Annotated in this window: 18 protein-coding genes and 1 pseudogene; 11 read left to right on the top strand and 8 right to left on the bottom strand. The window is 60.1% G+C overall.

Going from position 1 to position 16356, the window contains the following annotated elements:
- Positions 1-49 precede the first annotated feature (49 nt).
- A complete protein-coding gene (locus AXYL_RS17660) occupies positions 50-889 on the top strand; it encodes a hypothetical protein (RefSeq protein ID WP_013394195.1) in 840 nt (279 codons plus the stop codon).
- Between the two features lie 47 nt (positions 890-936).
- On the opposite strand, the gene AXYL_RS17655 is transcribed toward AXYL_RS17660, so the two are convergent.
- Together AXYL_RS17655 and AXYL_RS17650 are read right to left on the bottom strand one after the other, a co-directional pair.
- Positions 937-1584 (bottom strand): SDR family oxidoreductase, encoded by a 648-nt coding sequence (locus tag AXYL_RS17655; RefSeq protein ID WP_013394194.1) that lies wholly within the window; start codon positions 1582-1584, stop codon positions 937-939.
- A 101-nt stretch (positions 1585-1685) separates the two neighbouring features.
- Complete coding sequence (locus tag AXYL_RS17650; RefSeq protein ID WP_013394193.1) at positions 1686-2606, bottom strand: alpha/beta hydrolase; 921 nt, start codon at positions 2604-2606, stop codon at positions 1686-1688.
- A 158-nt stretch (positions 2607-2764) separates the two neighbouring features.
- Here AXYL_RS17650 and AXYL_RS17645 point away from each other — a divergent pair, with 158 nt between their 5' ends.
- The 5 genes from AXYL_RS17645 to AXYL_RS34065 all read left to right on the top strand — a co-directional run bounded on the left by AXYL_RS17645 (position 2765) and on the right by AXYL_RS34065 (position 6727).
- Positions 2765-3673: a LysR family transcriptional regulator gene (locus AXYL_RS17645; RefSeq protein WP_013394192.1), complete on the top strand. Its 909-nt coding sequence runs from the start codon at positions 2765-2767 to the stop codon at positions 3671-3673.
- Positions 3674-3763: 90 nt separating this feature from the next.
- Positions 3764-4147, top strand: a complete 384-nt coding sequence (locus AXYL_RS34365; RefSeq protein ID WP_013394191.1) for a c-type cytochrome — start codon at positions 3764-3766, stop codon at positions 4145-4147.
- 302 nt (positions 4148-4449) lie between these two features.
- Entirely contained in the window at positions 4450-5013 is a 564-nt protein-coding gene (locus AXYL_RS17640; protein ID WP_013394190.1) for a hypothetical protein, read from the top strand.
- Positions 5014-5099: 86 nt separating this feature from the next.
- Complete coding sequence (locus AXYL_RS17635; RefSeq protein ID WP_041653880.1) at positions 5100-5741, top strand: ABC transporter substrate-binding protein; 642 nt, start codon at positions 5100-5102, stop codon at positions 5739-5741.
- A gap of 212 nt (positions 5742-5953) precedes the next feature.
- A complete protein-coding gene (locus AXYL_RS34065) occupies positions 5954-6727 on the top strand; it encodes a M15 family metallopeptidase (protein ID WP_013394188.1) in 774 nt (257 codons plus the stop codon).
- Between the two features lie 72 nt (positions 6728-6799).
- On the opposite strand, the gene AXYL_RS17625 is transcribed toward AXYL_RS34065, so the two are convergent.
- Together AXYL_RS17625 and AXYL_RS17620 are read right to left on the bottom strand one after the other, a co-directional pair.
- Entirely contained in the window at positions 6800-7855 is a 1056-nt protein-coding gene (locus AXYL_RS17625; protein WP_013394187.1) for an RNA methyltransferase, read from the bottom strand.
- A gap of 101 nt (positions 7856-7956) precedes the next feature.
- Complete coding sequence (locus AXYL_RS17620) at positions 7957-8310, bottom strand: hypothetical protein (protein WP_013394186.1); 354 nt, start codon at positions 8308-8310, stop codon at positions 7957-7959.
- 178 nt (positions 8311-8488) lie between these two features.
- Here AXYL_RS17620 and AXYL_RS35315 point away from each other — a divergent pair.
- From AXYL_RS35315 to AXYL_RS34875, 5 genes and pseudogenes are all read left to right on the top strand, one after another.
- Positions 8489-8614, top strand: a pseudogene (locus AXYL_RS35315) (IS110 family transposase); the annotation flags it as partial.
- 251 nt (positions 8615-8865) lie between these two features.
- On the top strand, positions 8866-10269 hold the full coding sequence (gene cysS / locus AXYL_RS17615) for a cysteine--tRNA ligase (protein ID WP_013394185.1): 1404 nt from the start codon (positions 8866-8868) through the stop codon (positions 10267-10269).
- Positions 10270-10279: 10 nt separating this feature from the next.
- Positions 10280-11194: a phytanoyl-CoA dioxygenase family protein gene (locus AXYL_RS17610; RefSeq protein ID WP_237709907.1), complete on the top strand. Its 915-nt coding sequence runs from the start codon at positions 10280-10282 to the stop codon at positions 11192-11194.
- A gap of 34 nt (positions 11195-11228) precedes the next feature.
- Positions 11229-11489, top strand: coding sequence for an IS3 family transposase (locus AXYL_RS35470; protein WP_013394183.1), 261 nt, complete (start codon positions 11229-11231; stop codon positions 11487-11489).
- Between the two features lie 87 nt (positions 11490-11576).
- On the top strand, positions 11577-12353 hold the full coding sequence (locus AXYL_RS34875; RefSeq protein ID WP_013394182.1) for a hypothetical protein: 777 nt from the start codon (positions 11577-11579) through the stop codon (positions 12351-12353).
- A gap of 185 nt (positions 12354-12538) precedes the next feature.
- Here the strand turns inward: AXYL_RS34875 and AXYL_RS17605 are convergent, their stop codons facing one another.
- The 4 genes from AXYL_RS17605 to AXYL_RS17590 form a co-directional block, all read right to left on the bottom strand.
- Positions 12539-13465, bottom strand: a complete 927-nt coding sequence (locus tag AXYL_RS17605; protein WP_013394181.1) for a transporter — start codon at positions 13463-13465, stop codon at positions 12539-12541.
- Positions 13466-13570: 105 nt separating this feature from the next.
- Positions 13571-14368 carry a polysaccharide deacetylase family protein gene (locus AXYL_RS34060; RefSeq protein ID WP_013394180.1) on the bottom strand — a complete coding sequence of 266 codons (798 nt, stop codon included), beginning with the start codon at positions 14366-14368 and terminating at the stop codon, positions 13571-13573.
- A 70-nt stretch (positions 14369-14438) separates the two neighbouring features.
- Positions 14439-15317 (bottom strand): fumarylacetoacetate hydrolase family protein, encoded by an 879-nt coding sequence (locus tag AXYL_RS17595; RefSeq protein WP_013394179.1) that lies wholly within the window; start codon positions 15315-15317, stop codon positions 14439-14441.
- A gap of 87 nt (positions 15318-15404) precedes the next feature.
- Positions 15405-16349, bottom strand: a complete 945-nt coding sequence (locus tag AXYL_RS17590; RefSeq protein WP_013394178.1) for a PDR/VanB family oxidoreductase — start codon at positions 16347-16349, stop codon at positions 15405-15407.
- Positions 16350-16356: the final 7 nt, after the last annotated feature.

Below are 16356 nucleotides of genomic sequence, written 5' to 3'. Positions count from 1 at the left end.
TATGGCTCGTATTGCGTGCCGGGCCTCGGCGTAACCGTATTTGGACACCATGGAAATCAGGATAGACGAGGGCCTGCGCGCCTACATAGACCCCTTGACCGACGACGAGCGCGAAGCGCTGGAACGCAGCCTGCTGGCCGAAGGCTGCCGGGACGCCCTGGTGCTATGGGGCGATCTGCTGGTCGACGGCCACAACCGCCATGCGCTCTGCATGCAGCACGGCATCCCCTTCGAGACCCGCCAGAACACCTCGTTCAAGTCCATCGAGGACGTGCACCTATGGATGATCGAAAACCACCTGGGCCGGCGTAGCGTGTCCGACTTCCAGCGTGGGGTGCTGGCGTTGCGCAAGAAGGAAATCCTGCAGGCGCGCACCCCCTCGGCGCCCGCGTCCGACGATCCGCCTTGGGACGAAGACTCCGGCGAACCGCCGCCGTTGCCGGCCGCAGTCGTGTCGCAGGCGCTGAGCCGCCAGGCTCTGGCTCGGGCTGCGCGTATCAGCAGCAATACCTTGGGGCAGATCGAGAAGATACAGAAGGCTGCAGCGCCGGAACTGGTGCGGGCGGTCAAGGATGGGGCTATCTCCATCAATGCTGCGGCGGCTGTGGCGACGTTGCCGCCCGAGCGCCAGGCTGCGGCAGTGGCTGGCGGCAGGAAGGAATTGCAGCAGGCTGCCCGGGAAGTCCGCCAAGCCAAGGCGCCGCCGCCGCGGGAGGCTGTGCCGGATATTCCTGTTGAGAATATTGCGGATTTGCCGGCCGAGGTGGTGCGGCTGCGCGAACTGCTGACCCGGCTGACGGATGAGCGGGATCAGCTTAAGAAGAAGGTGATGCATTTGACGGTGGCGCTGGCTGAGGCTCGGAATGCGTCGGCGGGAGGGGATGATTGAAGGCTTGGGTGGCGTAGGGGGCGGGAACTGAGTAGAGAAGCTTCGAATCAAGCGAAAGCTGGCTTGTCGCCGGCGGTATTGGGCTTGTTCACCCCCACGTTGGCGCGCACCAGCCGCTCGGGGTGCGCTACCAGTTCCGTCACCAACGCTGCCACGCTCTTGCGCGATACTTCGGTGCCCTTGAATGGCTCGTCCCGCCCGGTGATCTCGTAGTCCACTTCCTCTTCGTTCTGCAGCCAGGCAGCACGCAAGATGGTGTAGTCGGTATCGGACGCCTCGATCAGATCCGCTGACTTGCGGTAAGGCGGCAGGTACTGGCCGATCTCGTGGCGGTTCCATTCGCCGAACTTGCCTGGCACTTCGTCATAGATGCCCAGCGAGTTCACGATGATCAGGCGCTTGACGCCCTTGGACCTCATCACCGCCAGGATGTGCGCAGTCTGTTTGTCCACGTCACCCGCCAGATTGGCATAGACCACATCCTGTCCCTCCATAAGCTGGGGCAGCAGCTTCTTGTCCATCACATCGCCGATGGCTATTCTGGCGTTGGCGGGTTCCGCGCTGGTGAGCTTCTTGGGGTCGCGCACAAGCAGAGTCTGTTCGAGATCCTTGCGCTCGCCCAGCATCTGTACGACCCAGCGGGCAATCTGGCCGCTCGCGCCCAGGATCAATACCTTGGTCATGGCCTTGGTCATGTTGTTCCTCTCCAAATGAATCGGCCCAGCCGTCTCCGGCGGGGCCGATGGCTTGTTCTCGCAGAAGGCCGGGGAGCAGCAGGCTCGCGCTCAGCCTGCGTCTACAGGTTTTCCTGATAGAAGGGGATCAGCTTGGCCAACGCCTGGCCGACGGGCTCGGGCTTGTCGTACAGGTCATAATGCGACCAGCCTTCGACCACGACCAACTCCTTCTTCTTCGAGGCGGCGCGGCCAATGATCTCGCAGCCGTCGCGGTAGGCGCCAAAGGCCCCGACCTGATCGCCGACCACCACCATCAAGGGCTGCGTCAACAAGGTCTCGCAGAGGTGAAAAGCATCCCAGCCTATGGCCGCGGACTGGTGCGAGAGCAGCGCACGGTTCAGGCCATTGGGCGCGCGGCCACGGTCACTGCGGTAGTACTCGGTGGCGCCAAGCACGTCAATTTCCTTGATGCCCGCTTCCTTGGCTGCCTCGGGCGAGGGCGGCAGCAGGTCGTCAACGCGCAGCGCGGCCCCCCGGGCCTCTGCCGTGCGCTGCTTGGCCATGGCCTCCAGCGCGCCGATAGGATCAAATCCGCTGAAGCCTTCGCGCATCAGGCGGCCATAGTTCGCGCCCGTGACGGTGCCCACGGCCTTGATCCGGCGCTCGGTCATGGCGGCGTTGATGGAGTAGCCGCCGCCTCCACAAATACCCAGCACGCCGATGCGTTCTTCGTCCACATAGGGCAGCGTCACCAGGTAGTCGCACACCACCCGAAAGTCCTCGACGCGCAGCGTGGGGTCTTCGGTGAAACGCGGTTCGCCGCCGCTGGCGCCCTGGAAGCTGGCATCGAAGGCGATGACGACGAAACCTGCCTTGGCCAGGGCCTCGCCGTAGACCTTGCCCGAGGTCTGCTCCTTGCAGCTTCCTATGGGGTGCGCGCTGATGATCGCCGGGTACTTCCTGCTTTTGTCGAAATCCGGCGGGAAGTACAGGTCCGCCGCAATGTCCCAGTAGGTGTGCTTGATCTTGACGCTTTGCATGATGCGCTCCTGGTGGCCGCTAAGTAGGAATTGCCGGGCCACTTCTGTCTGAAGGCGCAAGCCCAAGCCCGATGAATGCACTGTACGCCGTGCATTTGGTTAGCCATAGCCCCCAATTCGAACTACAGTAGTATTTCCAAATTGACAATGAGCGTTGCATGGACCCGTCATTGCTTCCTTCCCTGGCCTGGTTCGCCCATGTGGCCCACCACCGCAGCTTTACCAAAGCCGCGGCTGAAATGGGGGTCTCTCGCGCCAATCTGTCGCAGAACGTGAAGGCACTGGAGCGCCGCTTGAACGTCAAGCTGCTGTACCGCACGACGCGGGACATGTCGCTGACCGAAGAAGGCCAGCGTCTCTATGACGTGTGGTATCCGGCATTGATCGCGGTGGAGCGCACGGTACGCACCATGCACGACATGCGTGACGAGCCCTCCGGGCTGGTGCGGGTGAACACCTCGCGCGTAGCGGCCAAAACGCTGCTGGACCCCCATTTGCAGGAGTTTTGTACGCGCTACCCCAGACTCCAACTGGAACTGGTCATGGACGATGCGCTGGCCAACATCGTGGCCGAAGGCTGTGATGCCGGCATACGCATAGGCGAGAGCCTGGCCGAACACATGGTGGCGGTGCCGATCACGTCAGCGCTGGAAATGGCGGTAGTGGCCACGCCCGCGTACTTCGAGCAACATGGCTTGCCCGTCACACCGGCAGACCTGTCCCGGCACAACTGCCTGCGTTTCAGGCAGACCCGGGGTGCGATCCACCCGTGGGAATTCACCTCGCCCGAGGCCGGCGGCCACACCTTCACCGTGGAGCCTCAGGGCCGCATCATCACCAACGACGACGACGGAATGATCCGTGCCGCGTTGCAAGGCGCTGGACTCATGCAGCACATCGACATCGCTGTCCAGCAACATCTGGAGTCCGGCGCGCTGGTGCGTGTGCTGCACAACTGGTGCAAGCCCTTCGCGGGGTTCTATATCTATGCGCCAACTCGGGCTCAGATGCCCGCCAAGGTGCGCGCGTTGATTGATTTTCTGGTCGAGAAGCGCGAGGGCCGCTGACTGTGCTTCGGAACTGTAGTCTGGCACCAATTTTCTTGCTACGAGTCTATACTCGGCGGCCCGCCAATTTGCCTGATACGACAAGGACAAATGAAAGCAAGAGAATTAGTCCTCGCCACGCTAGGAGCGTGGGTGTTGACTCAACCATCACTATCTTTCGCACAGAGCCTCAACGGGAAGAATCTCTACACCCAGAGATGCGCGATGTGCCACGGCGCAGATATCAAGGGCTCGGGGCCACTGGCCAAGAAAAGCAATCCTCCCACGCCCGACCTCACAACGACTGCGTTCAAGAAGCGACTCAATGAATATCCGGGCGTCATAGTCTCGTCGGTAATCCTTCGTCCGAACGGAGATCTGATTCCGAGAACGTTGAGAGAGAACGGCGTGAAGCTGGCGCCGCACTCCTGGACCGTTCAGGATTTTCGGGATTTGAACAAGTACATGAGCGATGTGATTTCCAAAAGCCGATGATGGCGTGTTGACAGGCTGACTGCGCTATCTAACTCGTTCGAAATCGAGCCGCCAGGGCTGAGACTGGTCAGTTTTTGCGATCCGGATCAAGGCGGACGAGGTGGCCTGCATCAGATTCGACGGACTTGATGGATCGGGCCGGGAAAGGGGAGCTTAGGGCTGTGTCACCGTATCGCCCGGAAGCATCGGATTGCTCCTTCCGGGCTAGTTACTTACACCGCGATCACGAATAACCTACTCGTTCAAAAAGAGAATGGGGGGCGATCATGAGGAATTGGCTATGCGGTGCGGGCGTGATAGGCATGCTGCTGGCTGGTCCGGCTGACGCGCAATACGTCGCCACCTGGGAGGATCCTGCGGGAGTGTGGAAGGGGCCTGCGGCAAATCAACCTGGGACCGATCTGAATTTTGCAGAAGGAGCTGCGCATCGGGCCTGCCTGGATCGCGGTATCCCCAAGCTTTGGAACCGCGCCGCGAAAGTGACGGAGAAGGCTACCGGGAAGGTCGTGCTGGAACTGGACTGCAACGCGGAGCGAGCTAAAACCAAGGAACTCCAGGCGGCAACAAACCCGCCGCAGGACACCACGATGTATCAGGCGTACTGGCAGGAACAATCCGGCCAGTGGAAAGCGGCGGTTACCGCTCCGCGCCATCCTGGGCTACTACTCTCTTCCGCAAAAGGCTATGCATACGAAGCATGCAAGGATCGGGGCAATCCGAAAGACCTGAAGCTGGCGTCGAAGGTCACGGAAAAGAATACCGGGAAGGTGGTGCTGGAACTCGACTGCAACGCGGAGCGCGCGAAGTTAAAGGCCGGCAGCAACGCGGCAAAGCCTGGCCGGGAGGCCGCGAGCGCTAAACAGTAGTGTCCCGCGACTCGAAGTTTGCTCACCGAGCACAGGCGTCTTGCGTAGGACGCGTGCATTCTCCACGGCTGCTGGATGAAAAAAAGATGCAATACGTGCTTGCGAAACTTCTGCTGCTGAGCTTTCTTTTGATGGGATCGCCCGGAAGTGGAACCGCGCAGCCCTCTCAAAAACCGGATGCCGATGCCAAAGGGGTTGCAGTGGCACTTCTAGCTATGGCGAACCCGCAGAAAGAGACCAAGCAAGCGTTCGCTCAACGTGTTGGCCCCACCTTCAAGCGCCTGGTAGCAACCGAGACCATGACGCGAGTTGTACTGGGACCCGCATGGGGATCGATGTCAGCGGCAAGGCAGGCAGAAGCCGTTGAACTTTATAGCCGGTTCTTGATGAGGACCCTCCAAGGCGCCTTCGAAGGCCTGTTGCCCTCGCAGTTTGTATTGGAGTCTGGGGAGATGTTCCGAAGCAAGCCAAGCTCGGTTGCTGTGATCCAGATCACCTGCCTCACGCTGAAGATGGCGGACTGCATTTACTATTCGGCGAAATCGAAGGCCAACGAGTTCACCATGGAGTTTCAACTTCTCTATATAGATGGTAAATGGCAGATGGTCGAAATGTATGTGAGCGGGATGTCCGTTCAGCAGGCCCATTATTCGAATTTCAAGTCCATTATCAAGTCCAGTTCGGTCGAAAGTTTTCTGGAAAAACTTCGCGCACGGGTCGATAACTGATCTGGCCACAATGCCGGTCATGCGGCCGAATTCGAAAGCCGCCCGGTCTGCTACCGGCCGGCTGATCCGCGCTCAGGAAATGGTGTTGGACAACAGTTTCGCTATCTGGATATTGCGGAAATTTTAGTCTGGTACCCATTTTATTTTTTGCACAGCTAGGTGTGTCGTAGTGTTCCGATCTGATTTCAGGCAAGCGCCTAAATGGAGGACCTATGCTTGAACGTAGCTATCTCAGCAACAGCTTCACCGTCTCGGATCCCGACGCGCGGTTGAGGCAAGCAAACAATCTCATGGCTTTCGAAACGGCCAACGGAAAAATCCGAATAATACCGAAAGGGACTGTCGTACGTGTTGATGCGATTCAACGCTTGCAGACTGGAGCAAAGAAGGTCGCGTTGTTTGCGCATGCCGTCCGAGAAGATGGCGAGCCACTTGGCTGGACCTCGACAAAGAACGTCGACGGCGGGTTTATCAATGAGACACTGGATCTGCTCAAGCCCGCGGCTGGAAGTGGAAAGTTCGGTTCTAATGCCGCCTGGTCGCATGGCGCCTACATTGGCCAGATTGACGTCGTCGAAATAATCGATTCGAAGATGGAAATTGAGCGTCTTTCCATTGATACTGTTTCGCCATATCTGGAAATGGTTGGTGAGGCGAAGTCGTCGGGGGTCAACCTCACTATCAATAGCGGGTTCCGATCCTATCCGGAGCAGAAGATGTTGTGGGATGGGTATGTCAAGCGTCTTCCCGGATTCAATTTGGCTGCGAAACCCGGCAACTCGAACCACCAGAACGGAATCGCCATCGATATTGCTGTCGCCGGCGCGGACGGCAACGAGGTTTATGAGTGGCTAAAACAGAGCGCGCCTCGGTTTGGATTCGTTCGCACCGTCAGTGGTGAGCCATGGCATTGGGAATACGATCCCGGACGCGCTCAGCAGGCGGTTCAAAATGGGACCTACAAAATTCCATCTGTGAATGACTGACCAGGCGAATCTCTGCGGAACTACTCGTGAATCCGTAAGCAGAGAAAGGATCAGGCTACGGGCGGTCCCGTCCTAGGTAGCTTCCAGCTTTGCAATGCGCGTGCGGCGCAGTTCGACCACTTGCGCTGCGCCGACAGCCCGCGCGCGCAACTGCCCACAGCCTCCATCCACGTCCTGCCCGGCGCTATTCCTCACCTTGGTCAGCACGCCACGGCTTTGCAGAGAGCGGACGATCTCGTGGATGCGCTCGGTATCGGGGCGTTGGTAGTCATCCCCTTCGAGGCTATTGAAGGGAATGACGTTGAGCACGCCGTACTTGCCCTTGAGCAAGCGCACGACCGCATCGAGTTCGTCGTCGCCGTCGTTGATGTCCTTGAGCAGCGTCCATTGATACTGGATCGGATAGTCGGTGTCGCGGGCGTATCTCTCGCCCAGTTCGATCAGTTCTTCCGGCGCAATTCTCGGCGCGCGCGGCAGCAAGTGTGCGCGCAGTTCGGCCTTGGTCGTGTGCAGCGACAGCGCCAGCGCGGGCTTGACGCGTTGTTGGGGTAGGGCCTCGAACACGCGCAGGTCGCCCACGGTGGAAAACACGAGATTCTTGTGGCCGATATTGCCCTCGGTGCCGAGCAGGTCGATGGCTTCGAGCACGTTGTCGAGGTTGTGCGCCGGTTCACCCATGCCCATGAAGACGACTTTCTTCACCGCGCGCTGACGCCGCGCCAGCACGACTTGGGCAAGGATTTCCATGCTAGTGACCTGGCGGATCAGGCCGCTCTTGCCGGTCATACAGAAGCGGCAGCCGACCGCGCAGCCGACCTGCGTGGAGACGCAGAGTCCGTCGCGCGGCAACAGCACGCTTTCCACCATCTGCCCGTCGGCAAGTTCGACCAGCAAGCGCGAGCCGTCGTTGCCGGCGTGTTCGGAGCGGACGCGGGCGAGGGCGTCCAGTTCCGCCGTCAAGACGGGCACGGCGTCGCGTAGTGCGAGAGGCAGAAAATGCTCGGAGCTCCGGCGTCGCGTGCCGGTGTCGAGCGCTTGCCCTTGCAGCCAGACGCGCAGGATCCGGCCACGATGGACGGGCAGGGCGCCGAGAGCGGCGAGGCGTTGGTCGAAGTCGGAGTAGCGCATGGGGGGCGCATTTTACCCTGCCGCTGGAACGGGCTGCTGGAGGGTAGATGGTCTCGTTGGCGACCACTGGGTTCCCTACACCCGCTCCAATCCCTCTCTTATCACGCCGCTTCCCACAGCGCCGCTGTCAGACCCAGCAATAGCAGTACCGCCGACGCGATGAACCATCGCACGGTTTTCCGGTATTCATCCTCGGCGTCATCCTCCAAGCGCAAGGCGCGGTAAAGAGCAATTATCTGCAGCAGACTGGCGAGCACCAGGGACAGGCCCGGCAGTATGGACAGCGCGCTCCAATCGCCCGGCGCGTCGAAGCCCCAGTAGCGCAGGAAACCCAGCGAAAAGCCCAGCAATACCGTGATGGCCGTAATCAATCCCGCCCGATAGCCCTGGGGCAGTTCGCGGGGCCTGTGGCTGCGGGTCCGTACCAAGTCGTCGTCTGGCGTTTCCGGTGTCATCACTGAGATACTCCGCACTGAGTACGCTACGACCCACCCGCTACCGGCTTATGTGGGAGCGAAAACTGAACTCCTGCCGTCACGCGGGGCCAGGTTGAATTGATTATGGCTGATATCGCAGCGCACAGGGGCTGTTGATGCTCTGTGTTGCAGCGCTGTGCCTTGTCGCCTTGCTTGCCGGCTGCTCGTCGCCCGGTTCCAAGAACGATGCTGGGTCGGGGTGAGCGCTGCAATGAGAAAGCTCGCTCATCTGTGCTTCGGCGTACTCAAGACGCGTTCATCCTATCGCCCGGATTACGCCTAGTTTCTGGACGGGCAAGAGGGCATCTTTTTTCCGCCAGTATTGACCTGCTCAGCCAAAAGCCGCTAGGATTGTGGGCATGTCTACTCGCTTCAAATCCCTCTTTCCGCTGGTCCGTGCATGTTGTCAGAACGTGCCGGGGGGAAGCTGCGTCTAGCCATTAGCTGCACGTTGAATCAATCGCCTTTGGCCGCCCGTTGCAAAACCGGCGGCTTTTTTGTTTTTGCCTGCGCCCTTCCATACGGAGAGAGTTGATGCCGCTTGCGTTGTATGACACCTGGTCGCGTACCGTGCGCTCGTTTACGCCAATCCACGCTGGCCACGTCGGCATGTATTGCTGCGGCCCCACCGTCTACGACCATGCGCATATTGGCAATTTAAGAACGTATGTGTTTGAAGACATTCTGCGTCGGGTACTCATTCGCAACGGCTATGAGGTCCGTCACGTCGTCAATATCACCGACGTCGGTCATCTGACTTCGGATGCCGACGAAGGCGAAGACAAGATGGAAAAAGGTAGCAGACGGACCGGGGAGTCCGCATATGCTATTGCTCAGCGCTACACCGAGGCCTTCGTCGCGGATTGGCAAGCCCTCAACTTGCTGGAGCCGACGGTATGGTGCCGCGCGACCGATCACATTGCCGAACAGATCGCGTTTATCGGCCAGTTGGATCGGTCCGGCTACGTGTATAGGACCAACGACGGTCTCTATTTCGACACAAGCAAACAGGATGACTACGGCTTTCTGGCCCGGCTTGACCGTGCCGGCCTGCAGGCGGGCAAGCGCGTAGCACTTGGCGCGAAGCAGAACATCACGGATTTTGCGCTATGGAAGTTCAGTCCGGAGGGCGTGGTCCGGCAGATGGAATGGGATAGCCCATGGGGGCGTGGATTTCCGGGCTGGCACATTGAGTGCTCGGCCATGTCGGCGAAACACCTCGGCATCTGGTTCGACATCCACTGTGGCGGAGAAGACCATATCGCCGTGCATCACAGCAACGAAATTGCGCAAACACAAGCGGCCCACGGCACTCGTCTTGCGAACTTCTGGATACACGGACATTTTCTAACACTCAATGCCGACAGCAAGATGTCGAAGTCGAGCGGGGATTTTGTTCGCTTGCAGACCTTGCGCAGTCGGAACATCGATCCGCTTGCCTACCGCTACCTGTGCATGACAGCGCATTACCGGAGCAAGCTGCATTTCAGTTGGGCGTCTCTTGGTGCCGCGCAGACAGCCTTGAACCGGCTGCGGCATCTCTATTCCGGTTGGCCTGACGGTGGCCGCATCGATCCGGATTTCGCCGCGCGCTTCAACGCCGAATTGAATGATGACCTGAATCTGCCGAGGGCATTGGCCGTGCTATGGGAACTCGTCAAGAGCGAGCTCCCCCCTGCGACCTTGAAAGCGACTGTGGACAGCTTTGATTTTGTACTGGGCCTCGGGTTACGCGATTGGAACCCAGTTGCGTCTGACATTCCGGAAAGTATCCGGGTGCTACTCGGTGAACGCGCTCAAGCCCGAGAGGCAAAGAACTGGGTAAAAGCCGATGAGATACGGAAGATGTTAAACACCCGAGGCTGGAGAGTCGAGGATGGCAACGACGGGCAACGCCTGACTGAAATCGCCACGCTCCCCACAGATATCGGAAGCTAGTGATAACAGCATGGGCACCGAACTGAATGTCCGGTTGGCACGGGCTCGATTGGCCGTTGTGGGTCGAGAACGGTTGGCTATCAAAGGCGGCTCCCGGCCAGTTGCGGATGTTCAGCGAGTTGGAATGTGTAATCTATCGAAGCCAGCAACCTACGGATTAAATGACGTTTACGACTGTCCAGACAGAAGCCGTTATACGAAAGTCTCGAACATGACAGGCAAAACTTTCAATCAATCAGAGCTCGATTTTTTCCATAGAGAAGGGTACTTGCGATTGAGCGGTGCACATTCCAAGCGCTGTCTGAAGCCGCTTCGAGAGTGCATTCTGCGTGAGCTATCGCGGCTCAAGGTCTGGGCCGGTGGAAAAAGTCTTGGCAGCTCACTGAATAATTTGTCGCCCTTCCAGCAGATCGCAAAGCTATCCTCGATGGTGAAGATTGCGGATCTGGATAGAACGCTGAACACGGCGGAAATCCGCAACGCAATTGCTGACCTGACCGGCAGAGCCCGGCAATCCAGCCAAGGCACGCAGCCCTTGCTGTCTCTGCCTCATCAAGGGCCTTGGTCTCTGGGCAGCCTGAACTGGCACGTTGACCTGGCTGCGACATCTGGCGCTGAGATTCCCGGCATCCAGGTGTTCTATCTGATCGACGACGTTATTGAACACGGGGGCGCGACTTTAGCGCTGGCCCGTTCTCATCGCGTGGCGGGTGAAACGGCTGGGAGACTTCGTAGGTCGTTGAAAACGCCTGTTGATCTCGAAGCTGTTCTCAGCGCATCCAACACCGAAATCATCGAGATGTCGGGACGGGCTGGCGATGTTTTTTTGATGGATATGCGCGTGCTGCACACCCCATCCGTCAATTCGTCCAACCGTATCAGGATGATGGCCACAACTCGTTTCGGTTTGCGCACAAGCAGATAGGGGCGGGAGCTGCGGGGGGGATTCAACAAGAAAGGTGTCAAACTACAATTCCGCAGCAGTCGGTGGCGAAATTGTAGTCTGCCACCTTTTCCTCGTAGCCGAGTCGTTCTTCGGTGGCCGGAAGAAGGAGCACATCAAGAAGCATATCTACTCGGACCGCGATGCTGCTACTTTAAGCTTGGCCGAGTACATTGATGATTTCTACAATTCAGTGCGACGACACAGCTATCTCGGCGGTGTTAGTCCGAATGAGTTTGAAGCTGCGCATAGCAAGCGGAAATTAGGTGTCCACTGAACCCTGATAACTCCAGAGCCAGATTGGTTCTTTGCACTGATGCTGGCAAGCTCCTAAGACAGCTATTTACTAAATGGAGTCACATCTATGAAAACGAAAATTGTTCATATTTTTCGGGCAATAGTATTGATGCTGGGGTTTTTTATTTGGTCGGGTGGGGTGCAGGCGTCCGAGATCCGACTGACCATGTACGCGGATGGCAAGTCCTGTCCTGCCAACTGTGATGCGCACGTGGTGTTTGATGCCAAACTGAACGGCACAGAGTATGCGCACACACCTGCGAGCACCACTGCCTCGTATAGTGCATGCACAAAGGGAGCCGATTGCGAAGTATGCATTGCTTCAGGCAGGAAGCAGTGTCTCATCGTGATGTACCGTGGCGCCGGTCCGAGCAAAAATACATTCGACTTCACGCCTGCGTTTTTCGAGGCACGCTGCCAAAGTACGGATGGGCTGCCATCGCTAAAGAAGAAATGCGATGAGTTGATCCGGGACGCTACGGCCCTCAAAAACAGAATCAACTGTATTCGCACGCCGGAACACGTGACTTGCAAAGATCTGGTAGCCCAGGCCAAAGCACAGCAGGAGACGGATCTGGTCAGCTATCAGCAATGTAGATCTCTGGGAGCTACGCAGTTCAACAAGACCAAGCCAGTCGCGCAGCAGAGATCGAGCGACTGCGCCTATGAGGCTAGAGGTACGGGGGGGCCGAATTCCAAAGGCGTAACCTGGAAAAAGCTGCTGCCAGGGGCCTGTTACGCCGGTAGCTATGTCGGACGCGATGGGTTGGACTGCTGCAGCGGTAACGTCATGGCGGATGGGCATCTTGGCAGCGAATGTCGCGCGTTCTATCCAGCCTCCTAAAGGGTGCGCGGTATCGTCGGAAGGGCCGATGGTGACGCAGAAAAAGGTGTCAGACTACAATTTCGCCACTTAGATACTGTGAAATTGTAGTCTGACACCTTATCTTCTAAGACAACAGCACACCGGCCCAACGCAGCAAGCGGTGGTTTTATCGCTGAAACATCGCGTCATATTCATAGTTCGCTCTAGTTGAATGCTTTGTTGAAGAATAGATAGGCGGCGTTAGGCGCCAGTGAATTTCGCGTGAACACGGAGAACTGTGCCTTGAACTTGACGCTGCATTTGCAGTCCGGCATGTTGTACGCGATGACCGGCCCGACCGCCGCGCTGGCGAAGCGATTACCCGACACACGTTGCCCGTTCAGCCTGTCGTCGGCGATCTGGCGCGCGTAGTACCCCGCCACGCCCAGCTGCCATCGACCGATGACCTCACTGATCGCCATGTCCACGTCCACCACCATCCCGTTCCGGTAGCCGGTCGCAGAATTCTTGCGGGCAATGTCCAGGAAATAGCTCATGCTGAACTCGGTGCCGTCGCCCAAGAAATTCGGCCCGGTCAGATAGGTGAACGCACCGTTCGGGATGTAATAGAGCGTATTGCGTCCTGTCGTGTACAGTTCTTTCGCGTCGTACTTGCCAGTGGGCAGTACCATCGAATACCCCAGCTTCATCGTCAAGCCGCGCGGTCGGCCCTCTTCGACAGTGCCAAGATGCTTGCTCCACATGAGTACGTCGGTGTAGATGTCGTTCATACCCTTGAAGTTCTGATGCTTGCCGTTGACGGTGATACTGCCCCAACCGTAGCCAGTGGAGACGGAACTGCCCAGGGTCCCACCGAACAGCTTATGCGGATAGACAAAGAGAAGACCGAACTGCGCAATTCCGCCTGGCAGCCTTCCGGAAGTCGTGGAACTCTGCCCGGCGTTGTCATAGAACTTTTCCCCCAACGCGCCCACGGCGATGGCCGAACCATATAGGCCCGGATGCGGCGGCAAGTAGGCGCTCTGTATGTCGGTGCCCCCGACCGGACCACCATAGGTCACACCTTGCGCCGCCAGCGCGTTGCGCGCACAGGCCCAGAGCAGGATGCCGATGAAAACGAAATGCCTCATGATTTGTCTCCCTTATATGTATTTTGTGTGTGCGACTGCTGCTTAAATGGCGCGGGCCCGCAGGGCCTGCCGGCCCGCGCCGATGCACAGACGGACGGTCTGATATCAATCCAGGGGCGCGCGGGCGTGCGTCATTGATGGCACCGCGTCCTTCGCCAGCGCAAAACGCGCGGGGCCGAATGCCAAGGCCAGGCGCCGCATGAAATCCTCAAAGCCGAACCAGGCCCGGTTGCCCGAGGTGAACGGATGCACGACCAGCACCCAGGGTTCGTCGGGACGCGCCGTCTCGTGGGTCAGCGCGGACCGATACAGCTGCTCATAGGCTGCCGTCGCGTCCAGCGTGCCGAAAATGCCGCCGAATCGTGGATGGATGACCGCGCCATCGATCAGCGCGGGATCGGTAGGCAGCACCGCCACCCGCGTCGGCATCGTCGTCGCGTCGGTCCTGCCAGGCAGCGCCAGCGACACATAGCGGATGCCGTGCGCCGCCAGCGCCTCGTCCGTCCAGGGATTGATGGCCAGCCCCGGCGGCCGGAAACCCACCGGCGCCAGCCCTGTCAACCCGCGGATGCTCGATACGGCGAGCTGGATCAGGCGGTCTTCTTCTTCGCGCGAGGCGATGCCCGTCCACATTTCATGTTTCCAGCCGTGCATGGCAATCTCATGCCCGGCCGCATGCCAGGCCAGCAACTCATCCGGATACCGCAGGGCTGCATAGCCCTCGGCGAAATAGGTGCAGCGGATCTGTAATTCATCCAACAGCTGGAGGATGCGCGGATGGCCCAACTCCAGGCCGATTTGGTTGTAGGCAGCCCATTCGGCGGTGGGAATGCTGGCGGGGCAAGGCCAGGGCAGCGCGTCGCCGGCCGCGCTACCGAAGTTGTCAAACGTGATGCATAGCATGATCGGAAGTCCTGCTTGGAAGGTGCGGGCGCCGCCATCAAGACGGTGGCGCGGGATGTGGCGCCGCCGTTCAGGCCTGCGCAGGCGGTGCGGCCACGACGCGGTTCCTGATGTCGCCGATGCCTTCGATATGCATGCGAACGACGTCGCCCGGCGCGAGGAACAACGGCGGTTGGCGCGCGGCGCCGATGCCCGCCGGCGTGCCCGTGGCCAACACATCGCCGGGCTCCAGTGTCATGGCGCTGCTCAGCTCCTCGATCTGATCGAAGATGTTGAAGCGCATCTCCGCCGTGTTGCCGTCTTGCCGCAGTTCGCCATTGACCCAGGTGCGGATCTGGAGCGCGTGCGGGTCGGCGATCTCGTCGGCCGTGACCAGCCACGGCCCCAGCGGGCCCAGCGAATCGAATGACTTGGCCAGCGTGATGGTCGGACTGCGGTGATGGCGTTCGCGGATGCTGGCGTCGTTGCAGACTGTGTATCCGGCGATGTAGTGGATGGCGTCGCGGGCTCGCACGTTGCGGCAACGCCGGCCAATAACCACCGCCAGTTCCACTTCGTAGTCCAGCGTCGACATACCCGGGGGAATGATCAGGTCATCGAACGGCCCGGTAATGCAGGAGGCCTGCTTGTTGAACCAGATCTGGTGCTCTCCCACGCTGACGTTCAAACGGGCGATCTCCCGCAGATGCGAGGCATAGTTGCCGCCGATGGCCAGAAACGCTGACGGCCGCCGCAGCGGCGGCAGCAGCCGCACGGCGGACAGCGGCAGGCGTGCTCTGGACTCGCGCGCCAGCAGCGCAAGCAGCCGCCACGACGTGTCCTGCCCTGGCAGCCAGTCGGCAAGATCGGGCGACAACGCCGGTAGGTCCGCGGTCACGTCGATGATCGCGTCCGCCTCGACGACGCCCAGGCGGTCTCGGCCGCCCTCGTGGAACATGGCAAGTTTCATCCTATCTCCTAGGTATGTTGTGGCGCCCGACCGCCAGCGAACCGGATGACGGGTGCAAGTGATGTTCGATTGCCCCCGCGCGCCGACTCAAAGGTCCAGCGTGAGCGACGCCGACTTTGCGCGCGAAACGCAGGGCAAGATGAGGTTGTTCGACGCGCGCTCGGCCTCCGACAGCACGTCGTCGCGATGGTCGGGGATGCCGTCGAGGACCCGCGTCATGCACATGCCGCACACGCCCTGCTCGCAGGACAGCGGTACCTCCACGCCGGCGCGGGCCAGCGCGGTGGCGATCGAGCAGTCCGGCGGCACGTCGACGCGCCGGCCACTGCGTGCCGCCACCACTTCGAATGCTCCCTCTGCCGCCGCCTGTGCCGCTGGCGGCCGGCTCGCGCCGAAGCGCTCGTAATGCAGGCGGCCGGCCAGGCCATGCCGCTCGGCCGAAGCCACGGCGTCGGCCAGCATCGCGTTCGGACCGCATAGATACACGTGCTGGTCCGCGTCCAGGTCGGCAAACAGCCTGTCCAGGTCCAACCTCCCGTCCTCGGGTTCGTCATCGAAGTGGTATCGCACCTGGTGCCGGCAGGCGCCGGCATCGAGCCGGTTCAGGAACGCGGCGGCGGCGCGGCGGCGCGCGCAGTAGTGCATCGCGAAGTCCAGGCCGCGCCGCGCCAGGTATTCCGCCATCGCGATGATGGGCGTGATGCCGATGCCCCCCGCGACCAGCACAACCCGACGATGTCGGGGCGACAGCGCGAAAAGATTGCGCGGCCCTCGCACCAGCAAGGGCGCGCCGATGGCATGCGTCTCGCACAGATAATGCGCTACGCCGTGCGCGGACGCGCAATGGATGGCCAAGTGGTAGCCATCCCGCGCGTCGGGTGGATTGCACAGCGAGTAGGCGCGCGTGCCGCCCGGCACCTGTACTTCGATGTGATCGCCCGGCGCGATGTCGGGCAGCGGCGCGCCCTGTTCGCAGGCCAGCGTCACCGCATAGATGTTTTCGGCGATCCGCTGGCGCCCCGCCAGCAGCATTGGCCGC

The sequence above is a fragment of the Achromobacter xylosoxidans A8 genome, assembly GCF_000165835.1.
Classification (GTDB): domain Bacteria; phylum Pseudomonadota; class Gammaproteobacteria; order Burkholderiales; family Burkholderiaceae_B; genus Achromobacter; species Achromobacter xylosoxidans_B.
The sequence above is the reverse complement of the archived record's forward strand: the minus strand, read 5'-3'. Positions and strand labels throughout refer to the sequence as shown.

Coding starts and splice junctions, on each gene's coding strand:
- AXYL_RS17660 (WP_013394195.1), top strand. CDS start 50: ATGGAAATCAGGATAGACGAGGGCCTGCGCGCCTACATAGACCCCTTG.
- AXYL_RS17655 (WP_013394194.1), bottom strand. CDS start 1,584: ATGACCAAGGCCATGACCAAGGTATTGATCCTGGGCGCGAGCGGCCAG.
- AXYL_RS17650 (WP_013394193.1), bottom strand. CDS start 2,606: ATGCAAAGCGTCAAGATCAAGCACACCTACTGGGACATTGCGGCGGAC.
- AXYL_RS17645 (WP_013394192.1), top strand. CDS start 2,765: ATGGACCCGTCATTGCTTCCTTCCCTGGCCTGGTTCGCCCATGTGGCC.
- AXYL_RS34365 (WP_013394191.1), top strand. CDS start 3,764: ATGAAAGCAAGAGAATTAGTCCTCGCCACGCTAGGAGCGTGGGTGTTG.
- AXYL_RS17640 (WP_013394190.1), top strand. CDS start 4,450: ATGCTGCTGGCTGGTCCGGCTGACGCGCAATACGTCGCCACCTGGGAG.
- AXYL_RS17635 (WP_041653880.1), top strand. CDS start 5,100: ATGCAATACGTGCTTGCGAAACTTCTGCTGCTGAGCTTTCTTTTGATG.
- AXYL_RS34065 (WP_013394188.1), top strand. CDS start 5,954: ATGCTTGAACGTAGCTATCTCAGCAACAGCTTCACCGTCTCGGATCCC.
- AXYL_RS17625 (WP_013394187.1), bottom strand. CDS start 7,855: ATGCGCTACTCCGACTTCGACCAACGCCTCGCCGCTCTCGGCGCCCTG.
- AXYL_RS17620 (WP_013394186.1), bottom strand. CDS start 8,310: ATGACACCGGAAACGCCAGACGACGACTTGGTACGGACCCGCAGCCAC.
- cysS (WP_013394185.1), top strand. CDS start 8,866: ATGCCGCTTGCGTTGTATGACACCTGGTCGCGTACCGTGCGCTCGTTT.
- AXYL_RS17610 (WP_237709907.1), top strand. CDS start 10,280: ATGGGCACCGAACTGAATGTCCGGTTGGCACGGGCTCGATTGGCCGTT.
- AXYL_RS34875 (WP_013394182.1), top strand. CDS start 11,577: ATGAAAACGAAAATTGTTCATATTTTTCGGGCAATAGTATTGATGCTG.
- AXYL_RS17605 (WP_013394181.1), bottom strand. CDS start 13,465: ATGAGGCATTTCGTTTTCATCGGCATCCTGCTCTGGGCCTGTGCGCGC.
- AXYL_RS34060 (WP_013394180.1), bottom strand. CDS start 14,368: ATGCTATGCATCACGTTTGACAACTTCGGTAGCGCGGCCGGCGACGCG.
- AXYL_RS17595 (WP_013394179.1), bottom strand. CDS start 15,317: ATGAAACTTGCCATGTTCCACGAGGGCGGCCGAGACCGCCTGGGCGTC.
- AXYL_RS17590 (WP_013394178.1), bottom strand. CDS start 16,349: ATGCTGCTGGCGGGGCGCCAGCGGATCGCCGAAAACATCTATGCGGTG.